This is a genomic window from Virgibacillus sp. AGTR (assembly GCF_016919725.2).
GTDB classification, from domain to species: Bacteria; Bacillota; Bacilli; order Bacillales; family Amphibacillaceae; genus Virgibacillus; species Virgibacillus salarius.
On the sequence record NZ_JAJERH010000027.1, the window covers coordinates 18,483 to 42,380 of the forward strand.

General features: G+C 35.2%; 22 protein-coding genes. 13 read left to right on the forward strand and 9 right to left on the reverse strand.

Annotation, left to right across the window (positions count from 1 at the left end):
- The first annotated feature begins 329 nt into the window (after nucleotides 1-329).
- From pdxR to JUJ52_RS11620, 6 genes are all read left to right on the forward strand, one after another.
- Nucleotides 330-1,763, forward strand: a complete 1,434-nt coding sequence (gene pdxR, locus JUJ52_RS11600; protein WP_121603929.1) for a MocR-like pyridoxine biosynthesis transcription factor PdxR — start codon at nucleotides 330-332, stop codon at nucleotides 1,761-1,763.
- Nucleotides 1,764-2,249: 486 nt separating this feature from the next.
- Nucleotides 2,250-2,447 (forward strand): hypothetical protein, encoded by a 198-nt coding sequence (locus JUJ52_RS11605; RefSeq protein ID WP_121603754.1) that lies wholly within the window; start codon nucleotides 2,250-2,252, stop codon nucleotides 2,445-2,447.
- Nucleotides 2,448-2,640: 193 nt separating this feature from the next.
- Nucleotides 2,641-2,766 (forward strand): hypothetical protein, encoded by a 126-nt coding sequence (locus JUJ52_RS23390; protein WP_255637642.1) that lies wholly within the window; start codon nucleotides 2,641-2,643, stop codon nucleotides 2,764-2,766.
- A complete protein-coding gene (locus JUJ52_RS11610; RefSeq protein ID WP_026679837.1) occupies nucleotides 2,763-3,014 on the forward strand; it encodes a hypothetical protein in 252 nt (83 codons plus the stop codon). Before JUJ52_RS23390 ends, JUJ52_RS11610 begins: the two co-directional genes overlap by 4 nt.
- Before the next feature lie 104 nt (nucleotides 3,015-3,118).
- Nucleotides 3,119-3,658, forward strand: coding sequence for a DUF1572 family protein (locus tag JUJ52_RS11615; RefSeq protein WP_205389092.1), 540 nt, complete (start codon nucleotides 3,119-3,121; stop codon nucleotides 3,656-3,658).
- A gap of 577 nt (nucleotides 3,659-4,235) precedes the next feature.
- On the forward strand, nucleotides 4,236-5,696 hold the full coding sequence (locus JUJ52_RS11620) for an APC family permease (protein ID WP_121603927.1): 1,461 nt from the start codon (nucleotides 4,236-4,238) through the stop codon (nucleotides 5,694-5,696).
- A 233-nt stretch (nucleotides 5,697-5,929) separates the two neighbouring features.
- Here the strand turns inward: JUJ52_RS11620 and JUJ52_RS11625 are convergent, their stop codons facing one another.
- The gene (locus JUJ52_RS11625) at nucleotides 5,930-7,087 is read right to left on the reverse strand and encodes a CDP-glycerol glycerophosphotransferase family protein (RefSeq protein ID WP_205389091.1); all 1,158 of its coding nucleotides are present in this window, start codon (nucleotides 7,085-7,087) and stop codon (nucleotides 5,930-5,932) included.
- On the reverse strand, nucleotides 7,080-7,478 hold the full coding sequence (gene tagD / locus JUJ52_RS11630; protein ID WP_121603925.1) for a glycerol-3-phosphate cytidylyltransferase: 399 nt from the start codon (nucleotides 7,476-7,478) through the stop codon (nucleotides 7,080-7,082). Before tagD (JUJ52_RS11630) ends, JUJ52_RS11625 begins: the two co-directional genes overlap by 8 nt.
- 166 nt (nucleotides 7,479-7,644) lie before the next feature.
- Here tagD (JUJ52_RS11630) and JUJ52_RS11635 point away from each other — a divergent pair, with 166 nt between their 5' ends.
- The 7 genes from JUJ52_RS11635 (at nucleotide 7,645) to JUJ52_RS11665 (ending at nucleotide 13,785) form a co-directional block, all read left to right on the forward strand.
- Complete coding sequence (locus tag JUJ52_RS11635; protein WP_121603924.1) at nucleotides 7,645-8,373, forward strand: glycerophosphodiester phosphodiesterase; 729 nt, start codon at nucleotides 7,645-7,647, stop codon at nucleotides 8,371-8,373.
- 333 nt (nucleotides 8,374-8,706) lie between these two features.
- On the forward strand, nucleotides 8,707-9,759 hold the full coding sequence (locus JUJ52_RS11640) for an MraY family glycosyltransferase (protein ID WP_121603923.1): 1,053 nt from the start codon (nucleotides 8,707-8,709) through the stop codon (nucleotides 9,757-9,759).
- A 72-nt stretch (nucleotides 9,760-9,831) separates the two neighbouring features.
- A complete protein-coding gene (locus JUJ52_RS11645; protein ID WP_226983630.1) occupies nucleotides 9,832-11,016 on the forward strand; it encodes an acyltransferase in 1,185 nt (394 codons plus the stop codon).
- Nucleotides 10,994-11,713 carry a glycosyltransferase family 2 protein gene (locus JUJ52_RS11650; RefSeq protein WP_255637645.1) on the forward strand — a complete coding sequence of 240 codons (720 nt, stop codon included), beginning with the start codon at nucleotides 10,994-10,996 and terminating at the stop codon, nucleotides 11,711-11,713. Before JUJ52_RS11645 ends, JUJ52_RS11650 begins: the two co-directional genes overlap by 23 nt.
- Before the next feature lie 6 nt (nucleotides 11,714-11,719).
- Nucleotides 11,720-12,094: a DUF2304 domain-containing protein gene (locus JUJ52_RS11655; protein ID WP_121603921.1), complete on the forward strand. Its 375-nt coding sequence runs from the start codon at nucleotides 11,720-11,722 to the stop codon at nucleotides 12,092-12,094.
- The gene (locus JUJ52_RS11660; protein WP_121603920.1) at nucleotides 12,091-12,432 is read left to right on the forward strand and encodes an EamA family transporter; all 342 of its coding nucleotides are present in this window, start codon (nucleotides 12,091-12,093) and stop codon (nucleotides 12,430-12,432) included. The genes JUJ52_RS11655 and JUJ52_RS11660 overlap by 4 nt, the downstream gene beginning before the upstream one ends.
- Before the next feature lie 3 nt (nucleotides 12,433-12,435).
- The gene (locus JUJ52_RS11665) at nucleotides 12,436-13,785 is read left to right on the forward strand and encodes an ArnT family glycosyltransferase (protein ID WP_121603919.1); all 1,350 of its coding nucleotides are present in this window, start codon (nucleotides 12,436-12,438) and stop codon (nucleotides 13,783-13,785) included.
- A 684-nt stretch (nucleotides 13,786-14,469) separates the two neighbouring features.
- On the opposite strand, the gene csaB is transcribed toward JUJ52_RS11665, so the two are convergent.
- From csaB to tagD (JUJ52_RS11700), 7 genes are all read right to left on the reverse strand, one after another.
- Nucleotides 14,470-15,576: a polysaccharide pyruvyl transferase CsaB gene (gene csaB / locus JUJ52_RS11670; RefSeq protein WP_205389086.1), complete on the reverse strand. Its 1,107-nt coding sequence runs from the start codon at nucleotides 15,574-15,576 to the stop codon at nucleotides 14,470-14,472.
- Nucleotides 15,576-17,435: a DUF5693 family protein gene (locus JUJ52_RS11675; RefSeq protein ID WP_205389084.1), complete on the reverse strand. Its 1,860-nt coding sequence runs from the start codon at nucleotides 17,433-17,435 to the stop codon at nucleotides 15,576-15,578. Before JUJ52_RS11675 ends, csaB begins: the two co-directional genes overlap by 1 nt.
- The gene (locus JUJ52_RS11680; protein WP_121603916.1) at nucleotides 17,432-19,000 is read right to left on the reverse strand and encodes a putative polysaccharide biosynthesis protein; all 1,569 of its coding nucleotides are present in this window, start codon (nucleotides 18,998-19,000) and stop codon (nucleotides 17,432-17,434) included. The genes JUJ52_RS11675 and JUJ52_RS11680 overlap by 4 nt, the downstream gene beginning before the upstream one ends.
- Nucleotides 18,997-19,731, reverse strand: a complete 735-nt coding sequence (locus tag JUJ52_RS11685) for a WecB/TagA/CpsF family glycosyltransferase (protein WP_121603915.1) — start codon at nucleotides 19,729-19,731, stop codon at nucleotides 18,997-18,999. The genes JUJ52_RS11680 and JUJ52_RS11685 overlap by 4 nt, the downstream gene beginning before the upstream one ends.
- Before the next feature lie 39 nt (nucleotides 19,732-19,770).
- Nucleotides 19,771-21,867: an SH3 domain-containing protein gene (locus JUJ52_RS11690; protein WP_205389082.1), complete on the reverse strand. Its 2,097-nt coding sequence runs from the start codon at nucleotides 21,865-21,867 to the stop codon at nucleotides 19,771-19,773.
- 251 nt (nucleotides 21,868-22,118) lie between these two features.
- Nucleotides 22,119-23,300 (reverse strand): CDP-glycerol glycerophosphotransferase family protein, encoded by a 1,182-nt coding sequence (locus JUJ52_RS11695; protein WP_121603913.1) that lies wholly within the window; start codon nucleotides 23,298-23,300, stop codon nucleotides 22,119-22,121.
- On the reverse strand, nucleotides 23,293-23,691 hold the full coding sequence (tagD, locus tag JUJ52_RS11700; protein ID WP_121603912.1) for a glycerol-3-phosphate cytidylyltransferase: 399 nt from the start codon (nucleotides 23,689-23,691) through the stop codon (nucleotides 23,293-23,295). The genes JUJ52_RS11695 and tagD (JUJ52_RS11700) overlap by 8 nt, the downstream gene beginning before the upstream one ends.
- Nucleotides 23,692-23,898: the final 207 nt, after the last annotated feature.

A 23,898-nucleotide genomic window follows, 5' to 3' on the forward strand; every position in this document is an offset into this window, starting at 1 on the left:
GTTTTCTTAAGAAATTACCCCACATATAATTGGCAGTAATGCTCCCCTAATGATTGAAGTTTCACTTTATAAAGTGTAAGTGACCCATCAAAGCTTGTGTGGTGAGCTGACTTGAAAACCACCTTTTACGCTCTTTCAAAGGTATAACAACTACCGTCGATGAATTGAACCTATAGGAGAGCGTGGATTGATAGAAGCGTGGGGGCTTTAGAGAGGAATGAAGGGAAAAGGAACTAATGAAGTTTGACATTGTATCGTGGTAGCGTATTCGAATCCAATAGTATCCTGTTATAATAGAAGAAAAGAATCTATGTAAAGGACGTTAAGCAATGAAATGGAAACCGGACCGCATGGCAAAAAAGCCTATTTATAAACAAATTGCTGATTATATTGAGAGTGGAATAGATGACGGAACGTTTCTGGCTGATAAGCCTTTGCCATCTGAGCGCACACTGGCAAACGATTTACAGGTAAATAGAAGTACGATAGTGGCGGCTTATGATGAATTGCAAGCAAACGGTTTAATAGAAAGAAAAAAAGGTAGCGGGACGACAATTAGTAGAGATATATGGGGAATGGAAAAGAAAAGGATTCCAAATTGGAACAGATATATAGAAGCCGGCTCCTTTCTACAAAACCTTCCTATAACACAACGACTTCGGGAGGAGATGACGGAAGAGGATATAATTAATTTAGCCAGTGGTGAGTTATCTGAAGGCTTATTTCCAACAACTACGTTAAAGGAAATCGCTGGTTCAGGGGAATTTCCAGAAACGCTTGGGTATGATCATCCATTAGGTAATGAGAAATTAAGAGAGACAATTGCCGCACATGTGAAAGAATATAAAGCAATTAATACTAATCCTTCTTCTATTTTAATTACCTCAGGTGCACAGCAGGCATTGCATCTTGTTGTTCAATGTCTGTTAAAGGCAGGTGATACTGTGGCTATCGAGGATCCTTCATATAGTTACCATTTACCAGTTTTTCAAACAGCTGGAGTTAAAACATTACCGCTACCTGTTGGGAAGCATGGGATTAATCCAGATGATTTAGTTTCATTACTAAAGGTACACAAGATAAGAATGATTTTTTTAAATCCTATCTTTCAGAACCCTACAGGAACAATATTGAACTACAGCGGTCGGCAAAGAGTTATTGACATCTCTGCTAAATTTGGAATTCCAATTATTGAAGATGATCCTTACAGCTTAACGTCATTTAATGGGGAGAAAATGAGTACATTAAAATCAATGGATCTCAATGGGAATGTGCTTTACATTAGTTCCTTGTCTAAAATAGTTGCCTCTGGTTTACGAATTGGTTGGATTATTGGACCAAGAGCTGTTATTGAAAGATTGTCAGATGCTAAGCAACAGCTTGATTTTGGTCATAGTGCATTTTCTCAAAGGATCGCGGATAAATTCCTCCAGCCTGTTTATTTCAATCCTCATATGAAGCGCTTAAGGCGGCAATTAGCTAATAGGAGAGACCAGATCATATCCAGTTTGCAATTTCATATAGGTGATTATGTTACTTTTTATGCTCCTGAGGGGGGAATTCATTTGTGGTGTAGAATTCCTACCAAAATTAATGAGATGCACTTACTTGAAGAAGCGATTCGAAGTGGGGTTATTTATTTGCCAGGTAGCGCCTTGGGCACACGAAGTACGTATATTCGCTTTACATTTGCGAAAGAAGATGAAGCACGAATCGATCAAGGTATTAAACGATTTTCTGAAGCGCTAAAACATTTCTTATAGTATAGGAAATTATAAAATTTGAGCCTATGTATAATTATAGGGCGTGTTGAGTCGTGTCCAACTCCAGCACCCAGAAGCGTAGCGACTTTACGTATCGCCCTGCGATAAGTCATCATGGGCTTGCAAGCGCACCGTGATTCCTTTATCTCCGTTGACTCGCTTCAGTCGCTACGTTGCTAATCGGGAGCTTGCGCTTTTGTTCTAAGTTAAGAAAGTATAAAATCAGTGCAATGACTGTGTTAAGCCAAGTAGTTATTTTGAAATGTTTGATGTATATTGGCAATGCTCCGACTAATTACTTCGCTTTCCGTGGGCACGGCCTCAACTAACTTTGCAAAGAAGAACACGTTGCAAAGTGGATTTTCGGCTCGCGCTAATCCCGCAGGAGTCTACGTAATTCGTCTCCGCTATGAGAAGGTGCAACAATTCTTGTCATAAGAAATAGGTTGACTTTTTTTACAATGGGTAAAGTGAAAATCGCTATCCGTGAGTATAAAAGCAGCTGTGTTACTTCATGCTAGCGTTGTAGAGCCTGATAATAGCGAAGGCCGGCCACTTCAACTCCTGTGGGAAATGTTTGACCTGAAGATCCACTTTTTTGAGCGGGTTTTGCTAAAAAAGTTAGCTGAAGGACAAACCCCACGGAAAGGGAAGTGGGCAGCCGGAGTGGTGGTCAAGCAGTAGCTATTATTCCATAATAGCTACTAGAGGAAGCGTAAATCTGAGCATTTAGTGATAAGGACTGAGCGAATTTTGCTCCGTTTTTCTTAATAAAAGTTGATGGGGAAAAAGATACTGAATTGGATGGTGATATAATTTGAAAACGGTATATTATAGTAGGTAGAAGGTTCATTTTTCCGTTTAAGGAGGCATCGAATTGAAGTGTAACGTATATCTTAAGATTGTTAATGGATTTCCAGTAAGCATTAACAGAATAATTCAGCGATCTTGTCATGAAGAAAGGCAGATGCCAAAACAGAAAAAGTCAGGTGATATATTATGAGTTTAGGTCTTATTCTTTTATTAATTGTATTATTCATCGCAGCATTAGGTGGTACTATTTTTGCATTAAAGCAAGAAGAAAATAAAATGAAGAAGTACGAAGAAGAGGGGCATACGCCTCAGGATGAGCTGGAGCGATCCATTGAATATGAGTCAAAGTCTTTATCATCGAATGTCCCAATATTAACATGGATATACAGTATCACCATTCTTTTAGCTATCTTAGCCTTTGCTATTTATCTTTTTTAACGCTTCTCCAATTTAGATAGAACTACAAAGTGAGATTATAATAGTTCTATCTCGTAACCGATTTAACTTTGAAAAGAAAAAGTAAGCGATGAAAGGAGATACACATGGGAACTGGACAGACGTATTTACAAGTAATCAATAGCCGATTTAATCAGTTGAAGAATCAAGGCGATCGGGCATTGGAACAATTAGAGGAACCCGATATCCATTGGGTACCTAATGAAGCAGCAAATAGTATTGCTGTTATTGTTAAGCATATGAGTGGAAATATGGTATCCAGATGGACAGATTTTTTAACTAGTGATGGAGAAAAGGAAAATCGAAATAGGGATCAAGAGTTTATTAATACCATTGCCTCTAAGGATGATTTGCTGGAAACATGGGAATACGGTTGGCGTATATTAATCAGCACGCTTCAGAGTTTAAAGGAAGAGGACCTAGAAAAATATGTAACCATCCGATCTCAGTCTTTATCGGTAATCGATGCAATTGAAAGGCAACTAACACACTATTCATCACATATTGGACAAATTCTTTACATAGGTAAACAACTAAAAGGGACGCAATGGCAATCGTTAAGTATTCCTAAGGGAAAGTCAGAGGAATACTTAAAAGAAATGAAGAAAAAACACGGTACAAGTTAATACTAGAGAATAGGAAAGTAGACGACTCTCCTTGACCATAGAATAATCCAGACTCTTCTTCAATCTGATAAAGGTGAAGGAGAGTCTTCGTTATGATTAGAGAAGAATCTTGTTATATCTGATTCTTCTCTTTTTGTTGTTGATAAATAGGGGCGTGTTGCGCCGCGCCAGCTCCAGTGTACAGAAACGAGGCGACTTCACAAATCTCCCTACGAAAAGTCATCATCGGCTCGCAAGCTCACCGTTATTCCTTAATGTAGAAGATTTACTTACGTAACGTGGATGGTGATCCGACAGATAACATGTTTATTCGATATAAAAGAAGGGTACCACTATCTATCTGTAGTTTTCCATTAGACATTATTGCTTATGCAAGGTTATGTAGGTGAGGAAATAAGTCGAAATGGCTCATAATTTAACTACGTTTGCGATGGTGGTGACTATATGCCTCGATTAAAGTCTATGTCTTGCTATATAGAGGAATATGGAATTTGTTTAATAATCAGACAATGTGATAGAATTCTACAGGTGTGTAAACATCTTAGGTCAAAGGACCAAGAAAAAAAGGAGATCAATCATGGAAGAAAGAACGACGCTGAAAAAATCTTTAAAGGCTCATTGGGTTTGGGCGATAGCTTTAGGGTCATCGATAGGTTGGGGGGCTTTTGTTCAACCAACGACATGGATGTCCGCAGCAGGACCAATGGGAGTAATTATCGGCTTCGGTATTGGTGCTTTATTAATGATGCTTATAGCAGTTAGCTATGGTTTCCTTATAAAAAGTTTTCCTGTATCAGGTGGAGAGTTTGCGTATGCATTTATTAGTTTAGGTCGTACGCATGCATTTATAAGTGGATGGTTTTTAACCCTAGGATATATATGTATTGTCGCGTTAAACGCTTCGGCATTTGCGTTAATGTTTAAGTTTGTTTTTCCAGCACTTATTGAAAATTTACCCCTATATCAAGTAGCTGGTTGGGATGTTTATGGAATGGAGATCATTATCGCTTCGGTTGCGCTCGGTACATTTGGTTATTTTAACGTTAGAGGGACAGGCTTATCAGGGCGTATGCAATTTATCTTTTGTAGTATTATGATTCTAAGTATTGTAGCAATAACCTTTATGGTTGGTGGGCAGCCAGGTGCTGGCCTTTCCAATGTGCAACCATTTTTTCCTACTGAAACGACAGCATTTGCAGCCATTATTTCTATCGTAGCAATTGCGCCTTGGGCATATGTTGGTTTTGATAATGTTCCACAGGCAGCAGAAGAGTTTCACTTTTCATCTAAAAAGGCCTTTTCGTTAATCATACTTGCCATTTTCTTTGCTGCGGTATTATACAGTCTCATGATCATCGCAACGGCAATGATTCAACCTTGGCAGGGTTTAGTGGCCGAAAGTCATGTGTGGGGTACAGGCGCTGCAATTCAAGAGCTATTGGGGACAATGGGACTTGTGCTACTGGTTACCGCTTTAACAATGGGAGTATTTACTGGACTGAACGGTTTTATTATTTCATCAAGTCGTCTGTTATTTGCAATGTCACGTGCAAAGATTTTACCAGAAGTCTTTTCAAAGCTTCACCCAAAATATAAAACACCTTATGTAGGAATTATATTTACTGTAGTTGTATCTGCATTCGCTCCTTGGTTTGGGCGAGAAGCATTACTATGGGTAGTGGATATGTCTTCTGTAGGTGTAACGATTGCTTATTTCTATACATGCTACACGGCTTTCACTTTGTTTAAAACAAAAAAAGACAAAAGCTTTGATCCGAAAAAGCACGCTGTGTCGCCATTTAAAAAAACGGTCTCAGCAGTTGGAATGCTAGCAAGCTTGGTTTTCCTAGCTTTATTATTAATACCTGGATCACCAGCATTTCTTGGCATCCAATCACGGATTGCTTTAGCAGCATGGATTGGATTAGGTGTGATTTTTTATTTTGCAAAACGAACGGAATTTAATAAGATTCCTAAAGAGGAATTAAATTATTTGATTCTCGGATCGAAGAAAATTGAAGCAAAAAATCGAAGTTAACGATGGAAAACCTGTTAGGAGTCACTTTAGAGTGAACTAACAGGTTTTTTAATTATTTATCCCGCATATAACTGGCAGTACTCCCCTCACTTCAAGCAATAAAAAAACCAAGGGTGGACTGCTAGTATATGTCCGATTGGTTTCATCGCCTTTAGTCATACCCATGTGGTACTAACCATCCGTGGGGGATAAACAACCCCTCACGGATGGAAATTTTTCACTTTATATTCGTATTAATTTTTTATCTTTGTACTATAGATAGCTTTAATTAATTCTTTCGAAGAAACACCAGTAGAATAAGTATTCCATTCCTTTGAAAAATAGTATACACGATTTAAGTTAAACGAACCTTCTTTTATTTTTTGTACAGCATCCATTGTATTCATAACTACAGGCCCTGGTACCTGATCTTCATACATATCCCATATGCCTCTTTCGCTTTTGTATTGTTGTAAGTCATATGCATAGAATACCATGGGTCGCTTTAGTAAAGAAAATTCAAATGGGATAGAGGAATAGTCCGTAATGAGTATATCAGTAACAGTCAATATATGATTTAATGAAAAGCGTGATACATCAAAAACAAAGTTAGGATACTTATTTTTCACTTTCATTCGTTCTGATGGATGAATACTTAAAAATAGGACATAGTCGTGTTTCATATGAACATGAAATTGTTGTAAATCTAATTGAATGTCAGTTTTAGGTGTTTTTCTATATGTCGGTGCATATAAGATAACCTTCTTTGAACGATCAAAAGGGATGCTATGTTGAATTGTTTCCATGGCAACCTTCATTTTGTCAGGTTGAAAAAAGAAATCCGTTCTTGGTACACCAGTGCGTAATAGTTTGTTTTCTTTAATGCCAAAACTTTGAATAAAAATAGAAGCCATTCTTTCTGACCCAACAACAACGTGGGTGAAGCGTTGATAAACTTTTCTAAATCGATTACGTGCTTTTCTGGAGCGATATTGATTAGAGCGATCTTGAAGTCCAAATTTTTTAATTGCTCCTGCTGCATACCAAAGCTGAACAACTTTTACGTTTGAGCGAAAGTTTGTAACGGCTAATATTCCGTAATAATTATCTACAAACACGACATGAGAAGTGGCTAAATGATAGACGGATCGTAGCCAATCGAACGGATGACAAGCTTTAAAATGAATCATTGTGTATTCATGATTTGGATTGAAATTTAGCTGGAAGCGATTCGTTTTCAAAATTACTATAGAATCAGTCGCTTGATGTTTCAATTCTTTGGCTGTATATGAGACATTGTGACCTATGGAAGCAATAAATGTAGTCTTTCGCTTCATCGGTAACAATCGAAATAGATTAAATAATATGCGAAAGATAAATAAGTAAACAGCGATGACTACCTCTCTACTCATGTTTTGGTTTTGTTAAATCCTTTTTAATTTTTGTTGTAGATATACCAATAGTTCTTGGTAAATAAATTACTTCGCAAAGCGATTGTAAATCATCGAATTTGCCTTTCCAGTCATCTCCCATAATGAAAACATCAATACTGTATTTCGTGATATCTTTCTTTTTTTGATTCCAGGTATGTTCTGGAATCACTTCATCAACATATTGAATTGCTTCCAAGATCATTTTTCTTTGTTCAAAAGTATAGTATGCCTGCTTTCCTTTTTGTGTATTGAATGTATCTGTAGAGATAGCAACGATTAAATAGTCACCGTACTTTTTGGCACGTCTTAATAAATTAATATGACCCGTATGGAGAATATCAAACGTCCCGTAAGTAATGACTTTTTTCATTTTATTTAGCCTCCCATATTTATAGTAAGATTACCCAATGTTTATTTATTGAATAAATTTACAAACTATTTACTCTTAGCTAATATGCGCTTAATAAGTGAGATTTATAATGAAAATAATCGGAAAATAAATTATATATTTTTTAGAAGCAGAAAGGAGAATGATGATGAATATTAGAGGTATTGGACACCGAGGTTATCCTGCTAAATATCCAGAAAATACACTGTCTTCTTTTCAAGCTGCTATTGAATTAGGTTTCACTCATATCGAATTAGATGTACACCTTAGTAAAGATGGTATTCCAGTGGTTATGCATGATTATAAAATTGATCGAATGACAAATGGAAGTGGAGAGATTCGAAATTATACTCTATCGGAACTCCAACAATTTACAGTTGGTGATTCAGAAAAAATTCCTACATTAGAGGATGTACTTCGATTAGCTAAAAATCAAATCATTGTTTCAATCGAAATGAAAAATACTAAATTATATGATTATTTAGAAAAAGAGGTCTTTGAAGCGATTCAAAAGGTAGATATGATTGATCAAGTTTATGTTATTTCATTTGATCATAAGTCGCTTGCGAAGCTACGTCAGCTATCAAGCGAAATTAAAATAGGACCTCTCGTTAATAAGTTGAAACGCTCCCATTTTCGACTAATTGAAAAGCTGGATGCAAGTTACATTGCTGTGAAACATGATGGATTAAAAGAAAAATATGTAAATCGTTGTGATGGACTAGGTATTCAAGTTGTTGCATGGACGGTAAACAGCGTAGAACAAATGCAACGCTTTAAGAAGTATCCATCAGTTCTTGTAACAACAGATGAATTGGAAAAGTATAAAGCCTATCATTACCCTGATTCTTCAACATTACAAAAAGTAATTATTTAATTTTATAGATACTTTGAGTAGAAAAAGTAGAAACATTTTGCTCCTAGAGCATTTTTATTTTTGTAATATACAATTTTGAACCTTAAATGGTGGGAAAGTGTAGTTAACTACTTTCATAATACTATCCTGTTCCCTCAATAGGAGATAACCTGTATTTGAAAGTTCAATTTTCATTTAAAGGCCGGCCTTCTTTGTTTAACCGGAAAAGGCTATTATTCTAAAATATACCAATAAACGCAAGGAATCTTATATATTCCAAGCAATAAAAAAATTGGATGTATCTGTTTGTTCAACGTTTGAACAACCTCTTTGGTAAATAGTAGGAGGATTACTGTGAATTATAGTGGTATTATTATATGTTTTATTGTAGCAATTATATTAACACCGTTTGTAAAGAAACTAGCTATTTTATGTGGCGCAGTTGACGAACCAAATAATCGAAAAGTACACCAAAAAATCATGCCACGTTTAGGTGGTCTTGCCATTTATACCAGTTTTCTACTTGGTTTTCTAATTTTCCTACCGATAACATTTGACTTTTGGCCTGTCGCCATTGGTGCAACCATTATTATGCTAGTAGGTGCACTAGACGACCTTTTTCAATTATCAGCTAAGGTTAAGTTTGGAGGTCAGTTGTTAGCAGCGATCGTTCCTGTATTCGGTGGATACACCATCGAATTTATTACAGTACCATTTGGCGACCGAATTGATTTTGGATTAGCGGCCATTCCAATAACGATCATTTGGGTTGTGGCAATTACTAATGCAATTAACTTAATCGATGGATTGGATGGGCTAGCAGCGGGAGTATCCTCTATTGCCTTACTAACAATTTCCGTGCTTGCTATTTCTATGGGAAATTATCCAATCGCATTAATATCCTTCATGCTGTTAGGGAGTACGCTTGGATTTTTGGTATATAATTTTCATCCTGCAAAGATATTTATGGGAGATACTGGTTCACTGTTTCTTGGTTATATGATTAGCATTATTGCTGTGATGGGTCTGTTCAAAAATGTTGCACTTTTCTCATTGATGGTTCCTATTGTTATTTTAGCCATACCGATTTTAGACACATTATTTGCCATAATTCGCCGAATTGTACATAAGAAGCCATTAGCTTCCCCAGATAAATTTCATTTGCATCATTGTATTATACGGATGGGATATAGCCATAGTCAGACGGTAATTATGATATACGCTTTGAGTATGTTGTTTAGTTTAGCTGCTGTTATATTAACTCGTTCAGCGATGTGGGGAACAACCATAATATTAGTTACGGTACTTATTATGGTAGAGCTTATTGTTGAAGTAACCGGTATCGTTAGCGAGCGGTATCGACCCATATTAAACTGGATTGCAACTAGTAAAGATAAGACGAAGTAGCTTAGTAATGGAGTTGCATTGTATAAGTAGCTTCGAATATTACATAGGGTCTTGGTGATTGTAGTGAAGCATATGCAAAGAAATACTTTAGATGAAATACAGCTAGCGAGGGCTTTTGCGATTTTGGCAGTACTAACAGTTCATGCCTCGTCTAGTGGAGTGACGTATTTAGAAACGGATTCATTATTATTTCCTGTTTATAATTTTTTGAACATAGCCGGAAAGTTAGGAACGCCAACTTTCATTATGCTAAGCAGTTTTGTATTATTTTATAATTACTTTCCTAGAGATATAACTTGGCGATTAATGAGACGATTTTATGTAAAGCGCCTCAAGTTTATTTTAATTCCCTATGTTGTATTTTCAATAGTCTATTTTGTTATTAAAATGTTTGTTTATTACGATTATCCGAGCATCCCTTTTGCGATAAACCGATTTTTAACTTTATTAGCACTTGGAAAAGCGCATACACATTTATACTTTGTCTTTATTAGTGTGCAATTCTACCTTCTATTTCCATTGTTGCTAATTGCTTTTAGGAAGCTACGATTCTTAAGAAAACACGCAATATGGATCGGCTTGGTATTGCAATGGACTTGGGTAGTATTAAATAATAACTACTTTGAGTTCCCTTGGAAAGGTTCTATATCCTTATCTTATTTATCCTTTTATTTTCTGGGGGCATTTCTTGGAATCTACTATAACGATATAAAGCATAAATGGACACAGCCGCTTTTTAAAGAACGTATAATCATACCAATAAGTATTGGTTATGGTGTATTAGTAATTTTATATACGGGCTATATGTATTTGGTTAGAATTGGTGTCTTTACTGCGATTTCAAGTAATTTACCTGAATTTGTCACTAATTATATCGGTGAATTTACATGGGCAACACATGCTTTGTTTGCCGGGGTGTTATTGTTTTATATAGCACACATAGCAGATCAAAGTTTTCAGCCACGGACCAAATTTGTCTTTATGGAGATTGGAGCAACATCCTTTGGTATTTACTTAATTCATCCTTTATTTTTGATGATATTCAGGCAAATAATTCAGTCAGGATCACCGATAATTTATCATACTTGGCAAGTAATAACATTTATATTTGTTGGTTTACTGAGCTGGTTTGCTGTACGTTTTGCCTTTCGATATATCCCTTTTTATTGGATACTATTTGGAAAGATGGATCAGCCAAGGATGCCAAAAAATCCTGAAAAGGAAGGGAATATCAATGGATATAAAAAGTATTCCTAAAACGATAATTATTGTTCCGGCTTATAACGAAGAAGATAGTATTGCAACAACATTAACAAGTCTAATGGAAATAAAGAATAAAACGGAAAAGCTAGAAGTTTGTGTTGTAAATGACGGTTCAACTGATAGTACGGAGGAGATTATTAAGGAGTTTGATATTGTTCAATTAAAATTGCCTCAGAATTTAGGGATTGGTGGAGCCGTGCAAACTGGATATAAATATGCATACAATCATGGCTATGAAATTGCAATCCAATTTGATGCGGATGGGCAACACAATACGAAAGATTTATTTGAATTAATGGAACCAATTATAGAAGGGGAGGAAGACATGGTTATTGGTTCCAGGTTTTTACAAAAAACAGAGTATAAAGGAAGTATAACGAGAAGAATTGGTATTTACTATTTTTATTTTGTATTGAAAGTTCTTACGAAGAAAAACTTTACAGATCCTACTTCAGGTTATCGGGCAATTAATCGAAAAGTTATTGCGTTATTTGCACAAAATTACCCAAAGGATTATCCAGAACCTGAGGTACTAATGCATTTGAACCGAAAAAAGATGAGAATCAAAGAAGTTACTGCTAATATGCATGCACGTCAAGGTGGAGCATCATCTATAACTCCATGGAAGAGTATTTACTATTTTGGGAAGGTTACGCTTTCCATCCTGATGCAATCAATTGTTAAGGAGTAGTTTCGCATGAATATTACATTATTTAGTTTTCTCATAATCTGCTTTTTCTTTACAATCGTTATAGAGTCGGTTCGAAGAGGCATCCTTGAAACTCGTGACTCTTTAATTTGGATTTTTGTATGTGTTATTTTAGGAATTTTAAGTCTATCTCGAAAATTATTAGAAATTATAGCTGATTTGTTAGGAATTGCTTATGCACCGAGTCTATTATTTTTATTTGGATTACTAAGTACGATCATAATGATATTTGATTTAACTAGACGCATCTCGAAATTAAACCGTAAAGTTATTCATTTAACGCAAGAATTTGCTTTACTTAAGGAACAGCAGCAAGATAATACAAGTTCGGAGAATATGATAAAGAGGGAAAAGAAAGTATGAATTATCTGTTATTGGTTTTAAATATTATGCTTCTAGTTAGTGGACAGATGTTATGGAAAGTAGGTATGCAGCAAATTGGAACAATGGGGTTTGGAACGATTATTCAAGTGATAAAATCCCCTTATATTATTGGTGGTGGCCTTATCTATGTGTTGGCAACAGGGCTGTGGTTATACATCTTATCTAGAATGCCTTTTAGTGTTGCATATCCTTTTCAAAGTCTAGCTTACGTATTAGGTGTAGTAATTGGCTATGTTATTTTTAAAGAGGTAGTAACCCCAAGTCAATGGGTAGGAGCAGCAGTTATTGTTTTGGGAGTATATTTAATAGCGAGGTAAACTATGAATCAAGCAGATGATAATAAACAGTTATACAAGAAAGCCCCAATATACATTATTGGAATCATCCTTTTATGTTCCTTTATCGTTTATACATATTTTTTCTTTCAGCATCCAGGAAGTAATTTTATTCAACCTACGGATGCAGAGATCCAGCAACAATTAGAAAATGGAGAAATAAGTGAACGTATTGCAATGTTAAGAGAGCATACATGGAAGTATGGAAGTAGAGATGCATACTTATATACAAAGATGGCAAACCAGATTATCGAAGACGGTGTTTATGGCTACAACACAGATGGGAAGTCCAATGCATTTGTTACACCTGGATATCCAATTATATTGGTGGTGTTGTTTCATATAGCAAATATTTTGGACGTAGATCAAATGACCGTAGTTAAATTGTTTAATATGTTATTAAGTTTAGGCACCATTTTACTAATTTATTTGATTGGCGCTAAGACGTTTGCGAATCGTTGGATTGGTATTGTTGCCAGTGCATTGTATGCAGCTTACTTTACACCACTTCATTACTTTCGGACGTCATTAACGGAAATACCAGGAATATTCTTTTTTTGTTTAGCAATTTATTTATTTTTACTAGCGCTTGAAAAGAATAACAAAATATTTCATTTTCTTTTTGCTGTCGTATTTTGTTATGGAGTTATGATACGACCAGTGATTGCTCCATTAGTTCTGATCGCATTTGCTATTTTATTGGTAAAATATCGACATCAGCTAAAAACGTGGATAGTTATAACTGGGGTTTGGGCATTTGGCGCAGCGGTTATTATCGCACCTTGGGTAATCAGAAACTTTATTATGTTTAATGAGTTTATTCTATTATCCACGCATTCAGGGAATAGCTGGTTTGCGGGCAGTAACCCGTTTGACCTGTATAGTTTTTCTGATTATTGGAAAGAACAAGCAGAGTTGGGGATGGACAGTAAAGAGTATGCAATAATGAAAATAAAAGAAGGATTTGAAAATAATTTTGGTCTCTGGTTTGCTTGGTTTACTGTAGGAAAAACATACGAATTATTTAAGCTTCCAGACGCCATTTATTTCTATACGGCTTATAGCTATGTAAACATATTTAAATTAATTCATAATATAATTGTAAATCTAGCATTTATTACCACAATCGTTTCATTTATTACTCGAAAGAAAGAGGCAATTGCTATTGCTGCTATTCTTATTATGTATATTGGATTATCAAATTTATTCTTAACTATTCCACGATATGGATTTTTCATCATACCAATCATGTGTATATTAGGTGGATATGCTATTGTAACCATCATAAAGAAAGTTGTAAATATTATCCAAGGATTGAAAGTATTAAGAGGCTGAGACAAAACACAACTTCTTTACACAAAATACGAATAATCATGTTATCAATAGGAGTATCATTACCGCACCGTGAAAATATACACTCTTTACGGGGGTACGGCCTCAGCTAACTTGGTAAAGAAAAACACATTACCAAGTAAATCTTCGGACTCGTGCTATTCTCGCCGGAGTCTCGCTTATTTTAGGTGCTAAATGAATGATTCTGATCAAAAAACGAACGATAAGGTACCGACCCCCTGAAGTTAGAGTAAAAAATCTAATTTCAGGGGGGTTTTTGTGGCTAAATATAGTGAAGAATTTAAAATAAAGCTTGTAACCGTGTATTTATATGGCAGTCTAGGATGTGGATAAGTGAGGATCGCAGATCGACTGCCAGTAAATGTTCGATTGGTTTAAATAACAATCAGTAGGGGAAAACAAAACCCCAACGATTGAGGTTTCACTTTATTCTATCTAGGGTAAAGAGATAGGATTATGTACTATCTAAAGTTCTTAGGTAATAGACAACTGGACTCTAAGACTAATCCGAACAAAGTTTAATAGCTTTGTTCGCATTTTCTATTAACTACCCCATATTCTTTTTCGTAGACATGCTTATCCTGGATAGAATTAACATGTAGTACCTGTTTTAATGAAGGCAACATAACATAGAAATTCGGGCCTAGTTATCCATTCCTTGTAAATTTAAACATTGCTATACGGACGTTTTTGCCTTTTCCCAAAGAAAAGATTTAATGCGAGTTCAGGTGTATTCCGTGCATCATGTTGATAAGTCTTTATTTTCTTCCTTAGCTTAGTTCGCTTCAGTTCTTGATTGCATAATGCCTCATTAGCTTGGTTATATAATTGTTTGCTGTTCCAGTTATTTTCTTCAACATGCCCGACTACAGGCTGTTCACAGAGCGCTGCAAAAGCATCTATTTTGGGGTCATAGGAAATAGCTATAAATGGTGTGTAATTAATTGCTGAAAATATGAGCGAATGCAGACGCATACCTATTAGTAGATTGGATTCACCAATAAGTGCAATTTTAGCTTCTAAGGAAGCGTTAGCTGGTGAAATATAGCTATATTCATTCATTAATTCAGCGGTTTCTTTTGATTTGCGTTCATCTTGTTTTCCATGCATAGGAACGAATACAATGGCATAACCATCTTGAACGAGTTTATCTAAGCAGGATGCTATTTTTTGAATGAATGGTTTATTTGTCGGCCAATCTCTTACACTTACAGCTATAAATTTTCGGTTAAATTTATTAGCCTTTTCCCACTTATGAGTAAACGAACTGGAGTCTAAACCTAATACAGGATCTGGTACAATAGTAGATGCATGTCTTACACCAATCTTAGTAAGTAAATTCTGTGACGCCTTGTCACGTACAGTAATTTGTTCAACATTATTTAAAGTATACTTAACTAGCCATTTGCTTAGGATTCCGTTAATAGGTCCCATACCTTGCGCATAAATAAAAACGGGTTTATTCAACATCTTTGCTAACTTAATAATGCCAGTATAATAAGGGATTGTAAACATACCTGTTTTATCCTGTAATAAGCTTCCACCACCACTAATTAATCCATCTGATTCTTTCAACGCTTGAGTAATCTCGGTAATCTTTCTTCGATTTACAGCATTAACCTGATACGTATCTTTAGTTTTTTCAGGGTCATTGGATAAAATAGTAATTTTTATATCGGGCTGGACCTTACGGATCTGTTCAATAATTGAAAATAAAATAGCCTCATCCCCAACATTATCAAATCCGTAATAACCTGAAAGTACAATATGCATTATGTCCACCTCTTCCGATAGTAATTTTCAATAAACGGTGCACTTTTTCTGTATATCAGGATCAGCAAAAGTCCAATAAGGTAGCCAATTCCAATGCTGTATGTCGTTCGTAGCAAGGAAATATGTAAAGGAATATGGATATGGGTAAAGGTATTCATTACAGATAAAAACCCAATGATTCCAGGGATAAGCATGAGTTTTCCTAGCAGTCTATTTGTGCTAATGACATAGATCGCTGATAGATAGAACGGAAACCCAATAAGGAATTCTTTGGTCCTTGGACGTACATATAGCCATTCCTCTAATTTGCTTCGTATCATCATTTCCATCTCACTAACATTAGCACTATTTCCTGTCCTAGTAATGTAATAAAAACCGACTACACCAAGGATAAAGATTACTAGAAGGTGCCAATACTTTACAGGAACATGTAATAATTTTAACGCTTCTCTCCAGAATAATAATCCACCGATAAACAAGATAGGTATGATATAAACTAATTTTACTCCTCTAAATACCTCAAATCCGGACATAAAGGCATTGCCGTTTAACAAACCGATCACAATGATTATTCCGATGAACGTAATACTCAGTGCTTTTAAGAATTGTAAGGTAATGCTTAGAAGTCTTCCATCTCCTTTATTTATTGTAGACAATACTGCAAATATTGGTGCGATGATCGCAATAATTAATGCAAATCCCTGCATGAGAAATAGCTTTTGAGTCATGAAATAGGCTAAAGCTAAAATTGTCATGAATATAAAAGAAGCAGCTGTATATTTTCTGTTTAACAACATCGATGAAGCTAATCCAGTAAACAGAATGCCTGTAATGAAAATAATTACTTGCATCCATATAGGTGTGCTTATTTCTTTAAACGGTATAGGTATTCCCTGTTGATAATTACGAGCTAAGCCATCATGCACGCCTGTAATAAAAGTGTTTGTCTGTTTTAAGCTCTTATCAGGCTCATTTGTTGGGATATGAAAGAAAATAGAACGTATATTGCGTTCTTTAACAGCTCTTACAGCTTGATCAATATTTTCTGGGAGTGTTTTATTATTTAAGTGAATGCTATGCAAGCGAATTGTACTGTAATCTGTAGTACGAGCAATCGTTTGTAATCCCTTCTGATGGCTAAATTCAATAGAATAAAAATGGTAACCAGCGTCTATTAGTTGGTTTGTCCATTCTTTTACGTTATCCATATGTGGATAACCAATCACATCTTGCCCATAGAATAATATATTTGAAGTGTATGCTTCATTTAATTTAATTAGTTCGTTAACACTCTTCTGATTCCATGTTGGGCTTGCATTTTCAACTCTAAACATATAATGAAATCCATGTCGTTCAACTTGTTCAATTGTTTCTTTGTTATAAGCAATATTTTTTGAAAGAAGATCTTTTTCTCGTTCAATAAAATAAAATGCTTGACCGTTTATAGTTACAGAGGAAGGCTGCAAATTGTCTTTAATGAGTTTATTAAAATAGGATTCCTTTGGTTGAGAAAAATAATATCCTTTTTTGTTTGAATGAACGGCTTGTTGATTGTTAAACCGCAAGGCGTTATTTATTTCCTGCTCATTATAAATCGTAATTATGTCTTGATTTTCCAACCATTTTAGCGAGATTGGGCTTATACTAACGGTAGTTAATCCAGCTTCTTTTAAGGAAGAGAGAATATCATCCGTATTAACATCTCCATTTTCTGTCGCTAACTGTTCAATTTCTTGGTAAGGAACAGCAATCTCATAGGTGTTGTTCTTCGTTTCTGTCTGCCAGCGCTCAACGATTCCAGGTATCGTGCATACGAGTAAGGCAATCAAAGTAAGCCAAATCCATTTCTGTTTTGTCATTTTTTTGCTCTTCCTTTCTGACTTAAATAAGGAATGTTCTTTAGGATGTCGTTTTTATGCACTACGTTATATAACTGTAATTGTAAAATATATATGATAATTCCAATTACGGTAGCTCCGACTAAATAGAGTAATGCTTGAATTCGCGTCCATTCAGAGATTGGGATAAATAATGTTGGTATCCCAATAACTGCTCCCATAAGAACCGAGGCTACGACGATTTTTGTAACCACCTTTTTCCTGAAGGAAAATGAATAGTGTCTATAAATAAACATTGTATTTATGATAAATAGAATAATGTATACTGCTAGAGTAGATAATGCTGCACCACGTAAACCCAATAATTGAATTAGATAAATATTGAATAGAGCTTTCGCTATAATACCGAAAACAATAATCATAGCTGCTTGTTTAGCGAAGTTCATACCTTGAAGAATCCCAGTACTCAGTATAGTTAACGAAGTAAATACTGAACTAAGTCCAATAATAGCCAGTACGTTGCTTCCCTCTAGGTTTGTGAACAAAGCTAAATTAATGGGTAAGGTTAATGCAAGTAACCCCATCGCTGCGGGCCAAGAAAGTATATGTGCTATGTGGTATGTCTTTTCTGTTATAGACCGAACTTGAGACTTATCACCTGCTGCGAGTTTAGTCGTTATTAAAGGTATGAGTGGCAATACAATGGATGTAGCGAACACTGTTGCAATTTGTACAACGGAAAGCCCCCGTCCATATATACCGTAAAGGTAATTAATTCGCGTTTCCGACGCTCCGATACTTCGTAAACCATATGGAATGGTGAAGGAGTCGATGAAATTAATTAATGCCATCGTAATTGCTCCAATTGCTATAGGTATAGACAGCTTTAATATATGTTTACTCCAGGAAATAAATAGCTGCATCGTATATTTTCTACTTAACGTTTGCTTGAAGGAAGACCGCAAGTATTTTAATCTTAAGTAGATAAGTGATACGAGCGCCCCTACAACCGATCCAATCATAATACCACCAGCTACCTTTTCATCGGACAAGCCTTTATGAACAAAATAATAAGCGATCATTAGTATTAATCCGACGCGAATAAATTGTTCAATAACTTGGGAAATAGCTGTTGGTTTCATATCATCAAAGCCTTGAAAGTACCCTCTGTAAACGGCCATATATGGCGCTATTAATAAAGTGGCTGTTACTACGATTAAAGCTAGCCTTGTAGAATGTCCTCCCAAAGCAGATGCAAGTGGGAAAGAAAAACTATAAATTAGTAGAAAGCTGCAAATACCAAATAACAAAGCAAGAATACTAGCTGTTACATGAATTTCTTTGATAAAGGATAATTCACCATTTGTTCGTGCTTCGGCAATTAGTTTCGAAATGGCAATAGGAATTCCTGCCACCGATAATGTAAGAGCAACCATATAAACGGGATACACGAGGCTAAAGATTCCTAAAACATGATCTCCCGCTATATTTTGCAGTGGTATACGAAAGATGCTTCCTAATAACTTAGATGCTAATGTAGCGCTAGTTAATAGCAGCGTACTTTTTACAAAAGCAGAACGGCTCATGAAATTTTCCCCTTTGTTTTTTGCCTGACGATCCGGAATGCAAATTGAGGAAGTGTAAGCATTCTCCTCCATCTGGTTGGTTGCTTTAATAAGCGGTAGAACCATTCCAAGTTTAGCTTTTGAAAAATCATAGGTGCTCGTTTAACTGTTCCGGCGATAACATCAAAGGAGCCTCCAACACCCATAAATATTCCGTAATCAAAATTAGATAGGTTATTTGCTATCCAACTTTCTTGTCCAGGGCAACCAAGCGCGACAAAAGTTATATCTGGTTGGAGCCGAGCGATTGACGCTGTAATATCTTTTGATTCTCGATCAAAGTAGCCATGCTGAGAACCAACAATTTCAATGTTTGGGTAACGAGTTGAAATTTCGTTTACCGTTTTTTCTAAAGTTCCTTCTTTAGCACCAAGTAAAAAGATTCGATATCTATTCTTATCTGCGAGTTTTAACAAATCAATCATTGTATCATAGCCAGTAACTCGCTCAGGCAAAGGCTGGTTTAGCAACTTAGCTGCCTTTACGATTCCTATACCATCAGCAACAACATACGTCGCGTGCTGCAAATGTTGCATGAACTGTTGATCATGATTTGCTTTCATAACAACTTCTGGATTAGCTGTTACAATAAATGTCTTTTCTTTTTTCTGAATCCGTTGGTTTAGTAGCTGTACAAAAGAATGTTGATTTGTATTTAAAAAAGGTATATCCATAATTGTTACGTGCTTCATATTTTCAAACTCCTTTGAAGGAAAAGCATGATTATAAGATCAGTTAGTTGTATCTTGTTTTTGAAGATAGGCATGATGAACCCAACCGAATCCATTTTCATAATAAATTTTAAGCCAGTCACCTTCTTGAATAATATCGTTAGATTCTTCGTTAAAAGCTACATTAATATATTCATTTGCTTGTAGTTTGCCAATGATATCTCCTTTTTGATTAGGTTTATTGCGCACAAGCAGATTTGATTCCATATTTTTAACTTGAAAAAGGTTGTTAAGCTTAATATAGTCTTTAAACACCCAACCTTTATCTTGATAATCTGATACATAATACCAATTTTCATGCACATCGAACACTTGTACAGGAGTATCAATTAATAGTTGTTTAATGATTGACTCTTGATTCGATGTGGAAGGTTCTGTTCTTAAATGGACATGATTTCCAGTGATTCTAGCAACTAGCGAACCAACCGCTTTTGATTGACTTGGCATTTCTTGATCATCAGTAGGAGGAAACATGATCAGTTTCGACTTCCGACTATTTTTGGCTTGCAAGTAACTACCTGAAACCCAGCCAATAGTTTCATTTGCTCTTACTTTGTACCAGCCTCCATTTTCACCAATAACTGTTACTGTCATATTATCTTCCAAGGTTTTGATAATACGGAATGATGTTGTTGGACCAGTTCGAAGGTTCAAATTGGCTGTAGTTGTTAATTTTATGCCTTGATTTTTTGTATCAACATGGTATTGCTTATCACCGCTAGGTTTACCTTTGGCATTTGGTTGTTGATTAAAAGTAGGTACATCGTACTTCAAAACATAATTATCTAGTAAATTATAAATCTCTTGAATTCTATTCGTTTGCAAAATAGCCCAACTTACATGGGTAGCGTATTGAGGGTATCCTGGGTTGTTTGGATTCCATCTCATCTTATATAATGTGTTTTGACCGTCGTTTATGTAGTTATTTGCAATATTTTTTGCACCACCAATGATGGCTGCTGCTGGGGAAAACCAGCCTTTCAGAAAAGCATACTTTGCTCCGCCATTTAATGGATCATTATCTATAGCTCCATAACCATACATATTGTATACCGTATAGGTAGCCTTATTTTCGGAAACAATATTGCCGTTTTTATCCACTGGAATCCCGCTTGCAAGCTTTGAAGTACCATTGCCGGTTTCATGAAGCGCATGTGCCATTAAATACACTTCATTAACTCCATATCGTCTACCTGCTTCTATAAATGAGCTAGCTTGTCCAGATAAAGTGCCCTTATTTTGCAGTACTTTTCTATTAATCTCGTGCGGATTTAGATTTGCGTTCTCTGAAAGGTTTAGAAACTGAAAGTAGTCACTTGATTCCTTAGAGAAATTATTTGGATTCGCATAGTATTCGACAAGTGATCTACTAGCAGTATATTTTCCAGCGCCATCTACTTTAGGTGTTTTGGTTACTTGAATGTCAATCATTTTCTTAAAGGAATAATTATAATGAGTGTAATCAATTCTTATTTTAGGTTCATCGATGTGTTGCAACAGCCGATTTAATATAGCTGACATTTCACCTCGAGTTGTGCTATCTAATGGTGCAAAAAATAAACCTTCGTTATTTTTTTTACCAGCAATGATATTTAAATAGACTAATTCCTGAATAGCACCGTAGAACATAGGATTAATGTCTTTGTTATCCGTAAATAAAAGTGGGGCTTTATCTGCACTTACTCCTTTTAGATCTAGTGCACGTTTCATCATAGCGGCTACCTCTTGGCGAGAAATATGCTTTTTTGGTTTGAAAACGTGATTTGGATAACCACCAATAATCTTATTATTTGTTGCGGTAACGATCGCAGTGTAATACCAATCGTCCTTTTTAACATCAGAAAAATTAGTTCCTGTAGAGTCAGTAGATAGGTTTAAAGCTCTAACTAAAAAAACAGTAAACTCTGCTCTTGTTATTGGTCGATTTGGACGATATGTTCCATCACTGTATCCATTCATAATCCCTCTTTCAATAAGTATCAACATACTTTTTTCAAAATAGTGTCCATGAATATCCGATTGAGCATAAACTGGTTGAGGTAAGCTAAGCGTGATTAGCATAATAGGAATGAAGAAAAATTTGTATATCTTTTTCATGACGTTGTAAAGATGCCCCCTTTAAGTGTGCTCACAGATACAATGTTCTACTTAACTTTTATGACAACACCAATAGTAGTACATTTAAGAGGCAATTTCAGTATAATTTACAGATAATTAATATTATTTACCGAATCTTAACAGTAGTTAGTGGGAGAGTATGGTATTCTATGAGTGAGGAAGAAGTGTATTATTCATACAACGTGAAGTAACAGAAATAGAAAAACATCCCACTCATATCGAATGGAATGTTAGATAATAGCTCTTTCTTTTTCCTTTTCTTCTGTACCAGTTAAATATTTAGCAAGGTTCAGGCTAGCTGTACCATTAGAGTATTCGTTCCATTGGTCAGCGAATTCTTTAATCTGCAAATAATCAAATCTATTTTCCTTTATTGCGAGAATAATAGCATCTGTTGATGCTACAACCGGGCCCGGCATTTTATGTTCATAGTCATCAATTAAGCCACTAGTATAGCTATATTCTTCCATATCATATGCAAAGAATATCATTGGCTTTTCTAGTAATGCATATTCGAATGGGATAGATGAATAATCTGTAATTAATAAGTCAGTAATTAGCAATAAATGATTCGTATCATAGAAGTCCGACACATCATATACAAAATCTTTATACGCTTCACTGATCTCATACGTTACAGCAGGATGTGGTTTAATAAACAGAACATAATCATTCGAAAGTTCTTGATACAGCTTTTGAATATCTAAGTGTAATTGATAATTAGAGAGCTGGTTATTTCGAAAAGTCGGTGCATACAAGATAATCTGTTTGTTTTTAATCATCGGATATTTTTCTGTCATATTCCTGTAGATATGATCCTTCATAGAATGATCGAACAGTATATCAGAACGTGGTATTCCAGTACGCAATATGCGGTCATCTGTAAGACCGAAACTTTTTTTAAATGTCTCTGCCATCATGTTAGATCCAACAACGGTAAAATCAAAGGTACGATATACTTGAGCAAAACGTTCATTTGCTTTTGCTGTCCTAAATTCATTTGTTGGATCCATTAACCCAAAATTCTTGATGGCACCGCCAGCATGCCAAAGTTGGATGCAAGTAGCATTATCTCTAAATTTAGTAGCAGCTAAAAATCCATAATACGTATCTACTAAAATAGTTGAAGCAGTAGCAAGATGATAAATAGATTTAATATAAGAAATGGGATGCTTTATATCAAATACAATTATTTGGGCTTGTCGACTATCAAAGCGATACTTGCATGACGAGTCTTTTAAAATAATAATTTCTTCATTAGAAAGCTTCTTTATAGCATTCGTTGTATAATAAATATTATCACCAAATGTAGCGACTCCAACTACCTTCTTTTTTAAAGGAAAGAGCTTAAAAAAGTTAAAGAGTATACGAAAAATAAACAAGTATACACTAATAGCAAGTTCTTTAACCATTATTCGCCTTATTTAAATCTGCTTTAATTTTTGTTGTAGAGATTCCTACGGTTCTTGGTAAGTAAACGACTTCACAATAATCTTTTAAAAAGTCAAATTTACCCTCCCAGTCATCTCCCATTACAAAAACATCCACATCGTGTTTTTGTACATCTTCTACTTTTTGTTCCCACGTATACTCAGGAATAACTTCGTCTACATAACGTATTGCTTCAAGAATTGCTTTCCTTTGTTCGAATGAATAGTACGCTTTTTTCCCCTTCAACGCATTAAACTCATCAGCAGAAATAGCAACAATTAAATAGTCTCCAAACTCCTTAGCACGTCTCAATATATTAATATGACCAGTATGAAGTAGGTCAAAAGTCCCGTAAGTGATTACTTTTTTCATGTTAAATACCTCCGTATAGATTCTTGGACTATAATACCATAAAATATTTACGTTGAATTTATAATAAAATTACAAAAGATTAACATTTCACGCATACTATATTATACAATTAAACTAGAATAATATAAATACATAAATCTAAAATATTAAAAATAATTGTCGATACTATATAAAAGCTTACCAATAAATTTATTTATAATTCAATAT

Bases quoted from the DNA above. Each gene is read 5' to 3' on its own strand.
- pdxR (WP_121603929.1), top strand. From the start codon at position 330: ATGAAATGGAAACCGGACCGCATGGCAAAAAAGCCTATTTATAAACAA.
- JUJ52_RS11610 (WP_026679837.1), top strand. From the start codon at position 2,763: ATGAGTTTAGGTCTTATTCTTTTATTAATTGTATTATTCATCGCAGCA.
- JUJ52_RS11615 (WP_205389092.1), top strand. From the start codon at position 3,119: ATGGGAACTGGACAGACGTATTTACAAGTAATCAATAGCCGATTTAAT.
- JUJ52_RS11620 (WP_121603927.1), top strand. From the start codon at position 4,236: ATGGAAGAAAGAACGACGCTGAAAAAATCTTTAAAGGCTCATTGGGTT.
- JUJ52_RS11625 (WP_205389091.1), bottom strand. From the start codon at position 7,087: ATGAGTAGAGAGGTAGTCATCGCTGTTTACTTATTTATCTTTCGCATA.
- tagD (WP_121603925.1), bottom strand. From the start codon at position 7,478: ATGAAAAAAGTCATTACTTACGGGACGTTTGATATTCTCCATACGGGT.
- JUJ52_RS11635 (WP_121603924.1), top strand. From the start codon at position 7,645: ATGAATATTAGAGGTATTGGACACCGAGGTTATCCTGCTAAATATCCA.
- JUJ52_RS11645 (WP_226983630.1), top strand. From the start codon at position 9,832: ATGCAAAGAAATACTTTAGATGAAATACAGCTAGCGAGGGCTTTTGCG.
- JUJ52_RS11650 (WP_255637645.1), top strand. From the start codon at position 10,994: ATGGATATAAAAAGTATTCCTAAAACGATAATTATTGTTCCGGCTTAT.
- JUJ52_RS11655 (WP_121603921.1), top strand. From the start codon at position 11,720: ATGAATATTACATTATTTAGTTTTCTCATAATCTGCTTTTTCTTTACA.
- JUJ52_RS11660 (WP_121603920.1), top strand. From the start codon at position 12,091: ATGAATTATCTGTTATTGGTTTTAAATATTATGCTTCTAGTTAGTGGA.
- JUJ52_RS11665 (WP_121603919.1), top strand. From the start codon at position 12,436: ATGAATCAAGCAGATGATAATAAACAGTTATACAAGAAAGCCCCAATA.
- csaB (WP_205389086.1), bottom strand. From the start codon at position 15,576: ATGCATATTGTACTTTCAGGTTATTACGGATTTGATAATGTTGGGGAT.
- JUJ52_RS11675 (WP_205389084.1), bottom strand. From the start codon at position 17,435: ATGACAAAACAGAAATGGATTTGGCTTACTTTGATTGCCTTACTCGTA.
- JUJ52_RS11680 (WP_121603916.1), bottom strand. From the start codon at position 19,000: ATGAGCCGTTCTGCTTTTGTAAAAAGTACGCTGCTATTAACTAGCGCT.
- JUJ52_RS11685 (WP_121603915.1), bottom strand. From the start codon at position 19,731: ATGAAGCACGTAACAATTATGGATATACCTTTTTTAAATACAAATCAA.
- JUJ52_RS11690 (WP_205389082.1), bottom strand. From the start codon at position 21,867: ATGAAAAAGATATACAAATTTTTCTTCATTCCTATTATGCTAATCACG.
- JUJ52_RS11695 (WP_121603913.1), bottom strand. From the start codon at position 23,300: ATGGTTAAAGAACTTGCTATTAGTGTATACTTGTTTATTTTTCGTATA.
- tagD (WP_121603912.1), bottom strand. From the start codon at position 23,691: ATGAAAAAAGTAATCACTTACGGGACTTTTGACCTACTTCATACTGGT.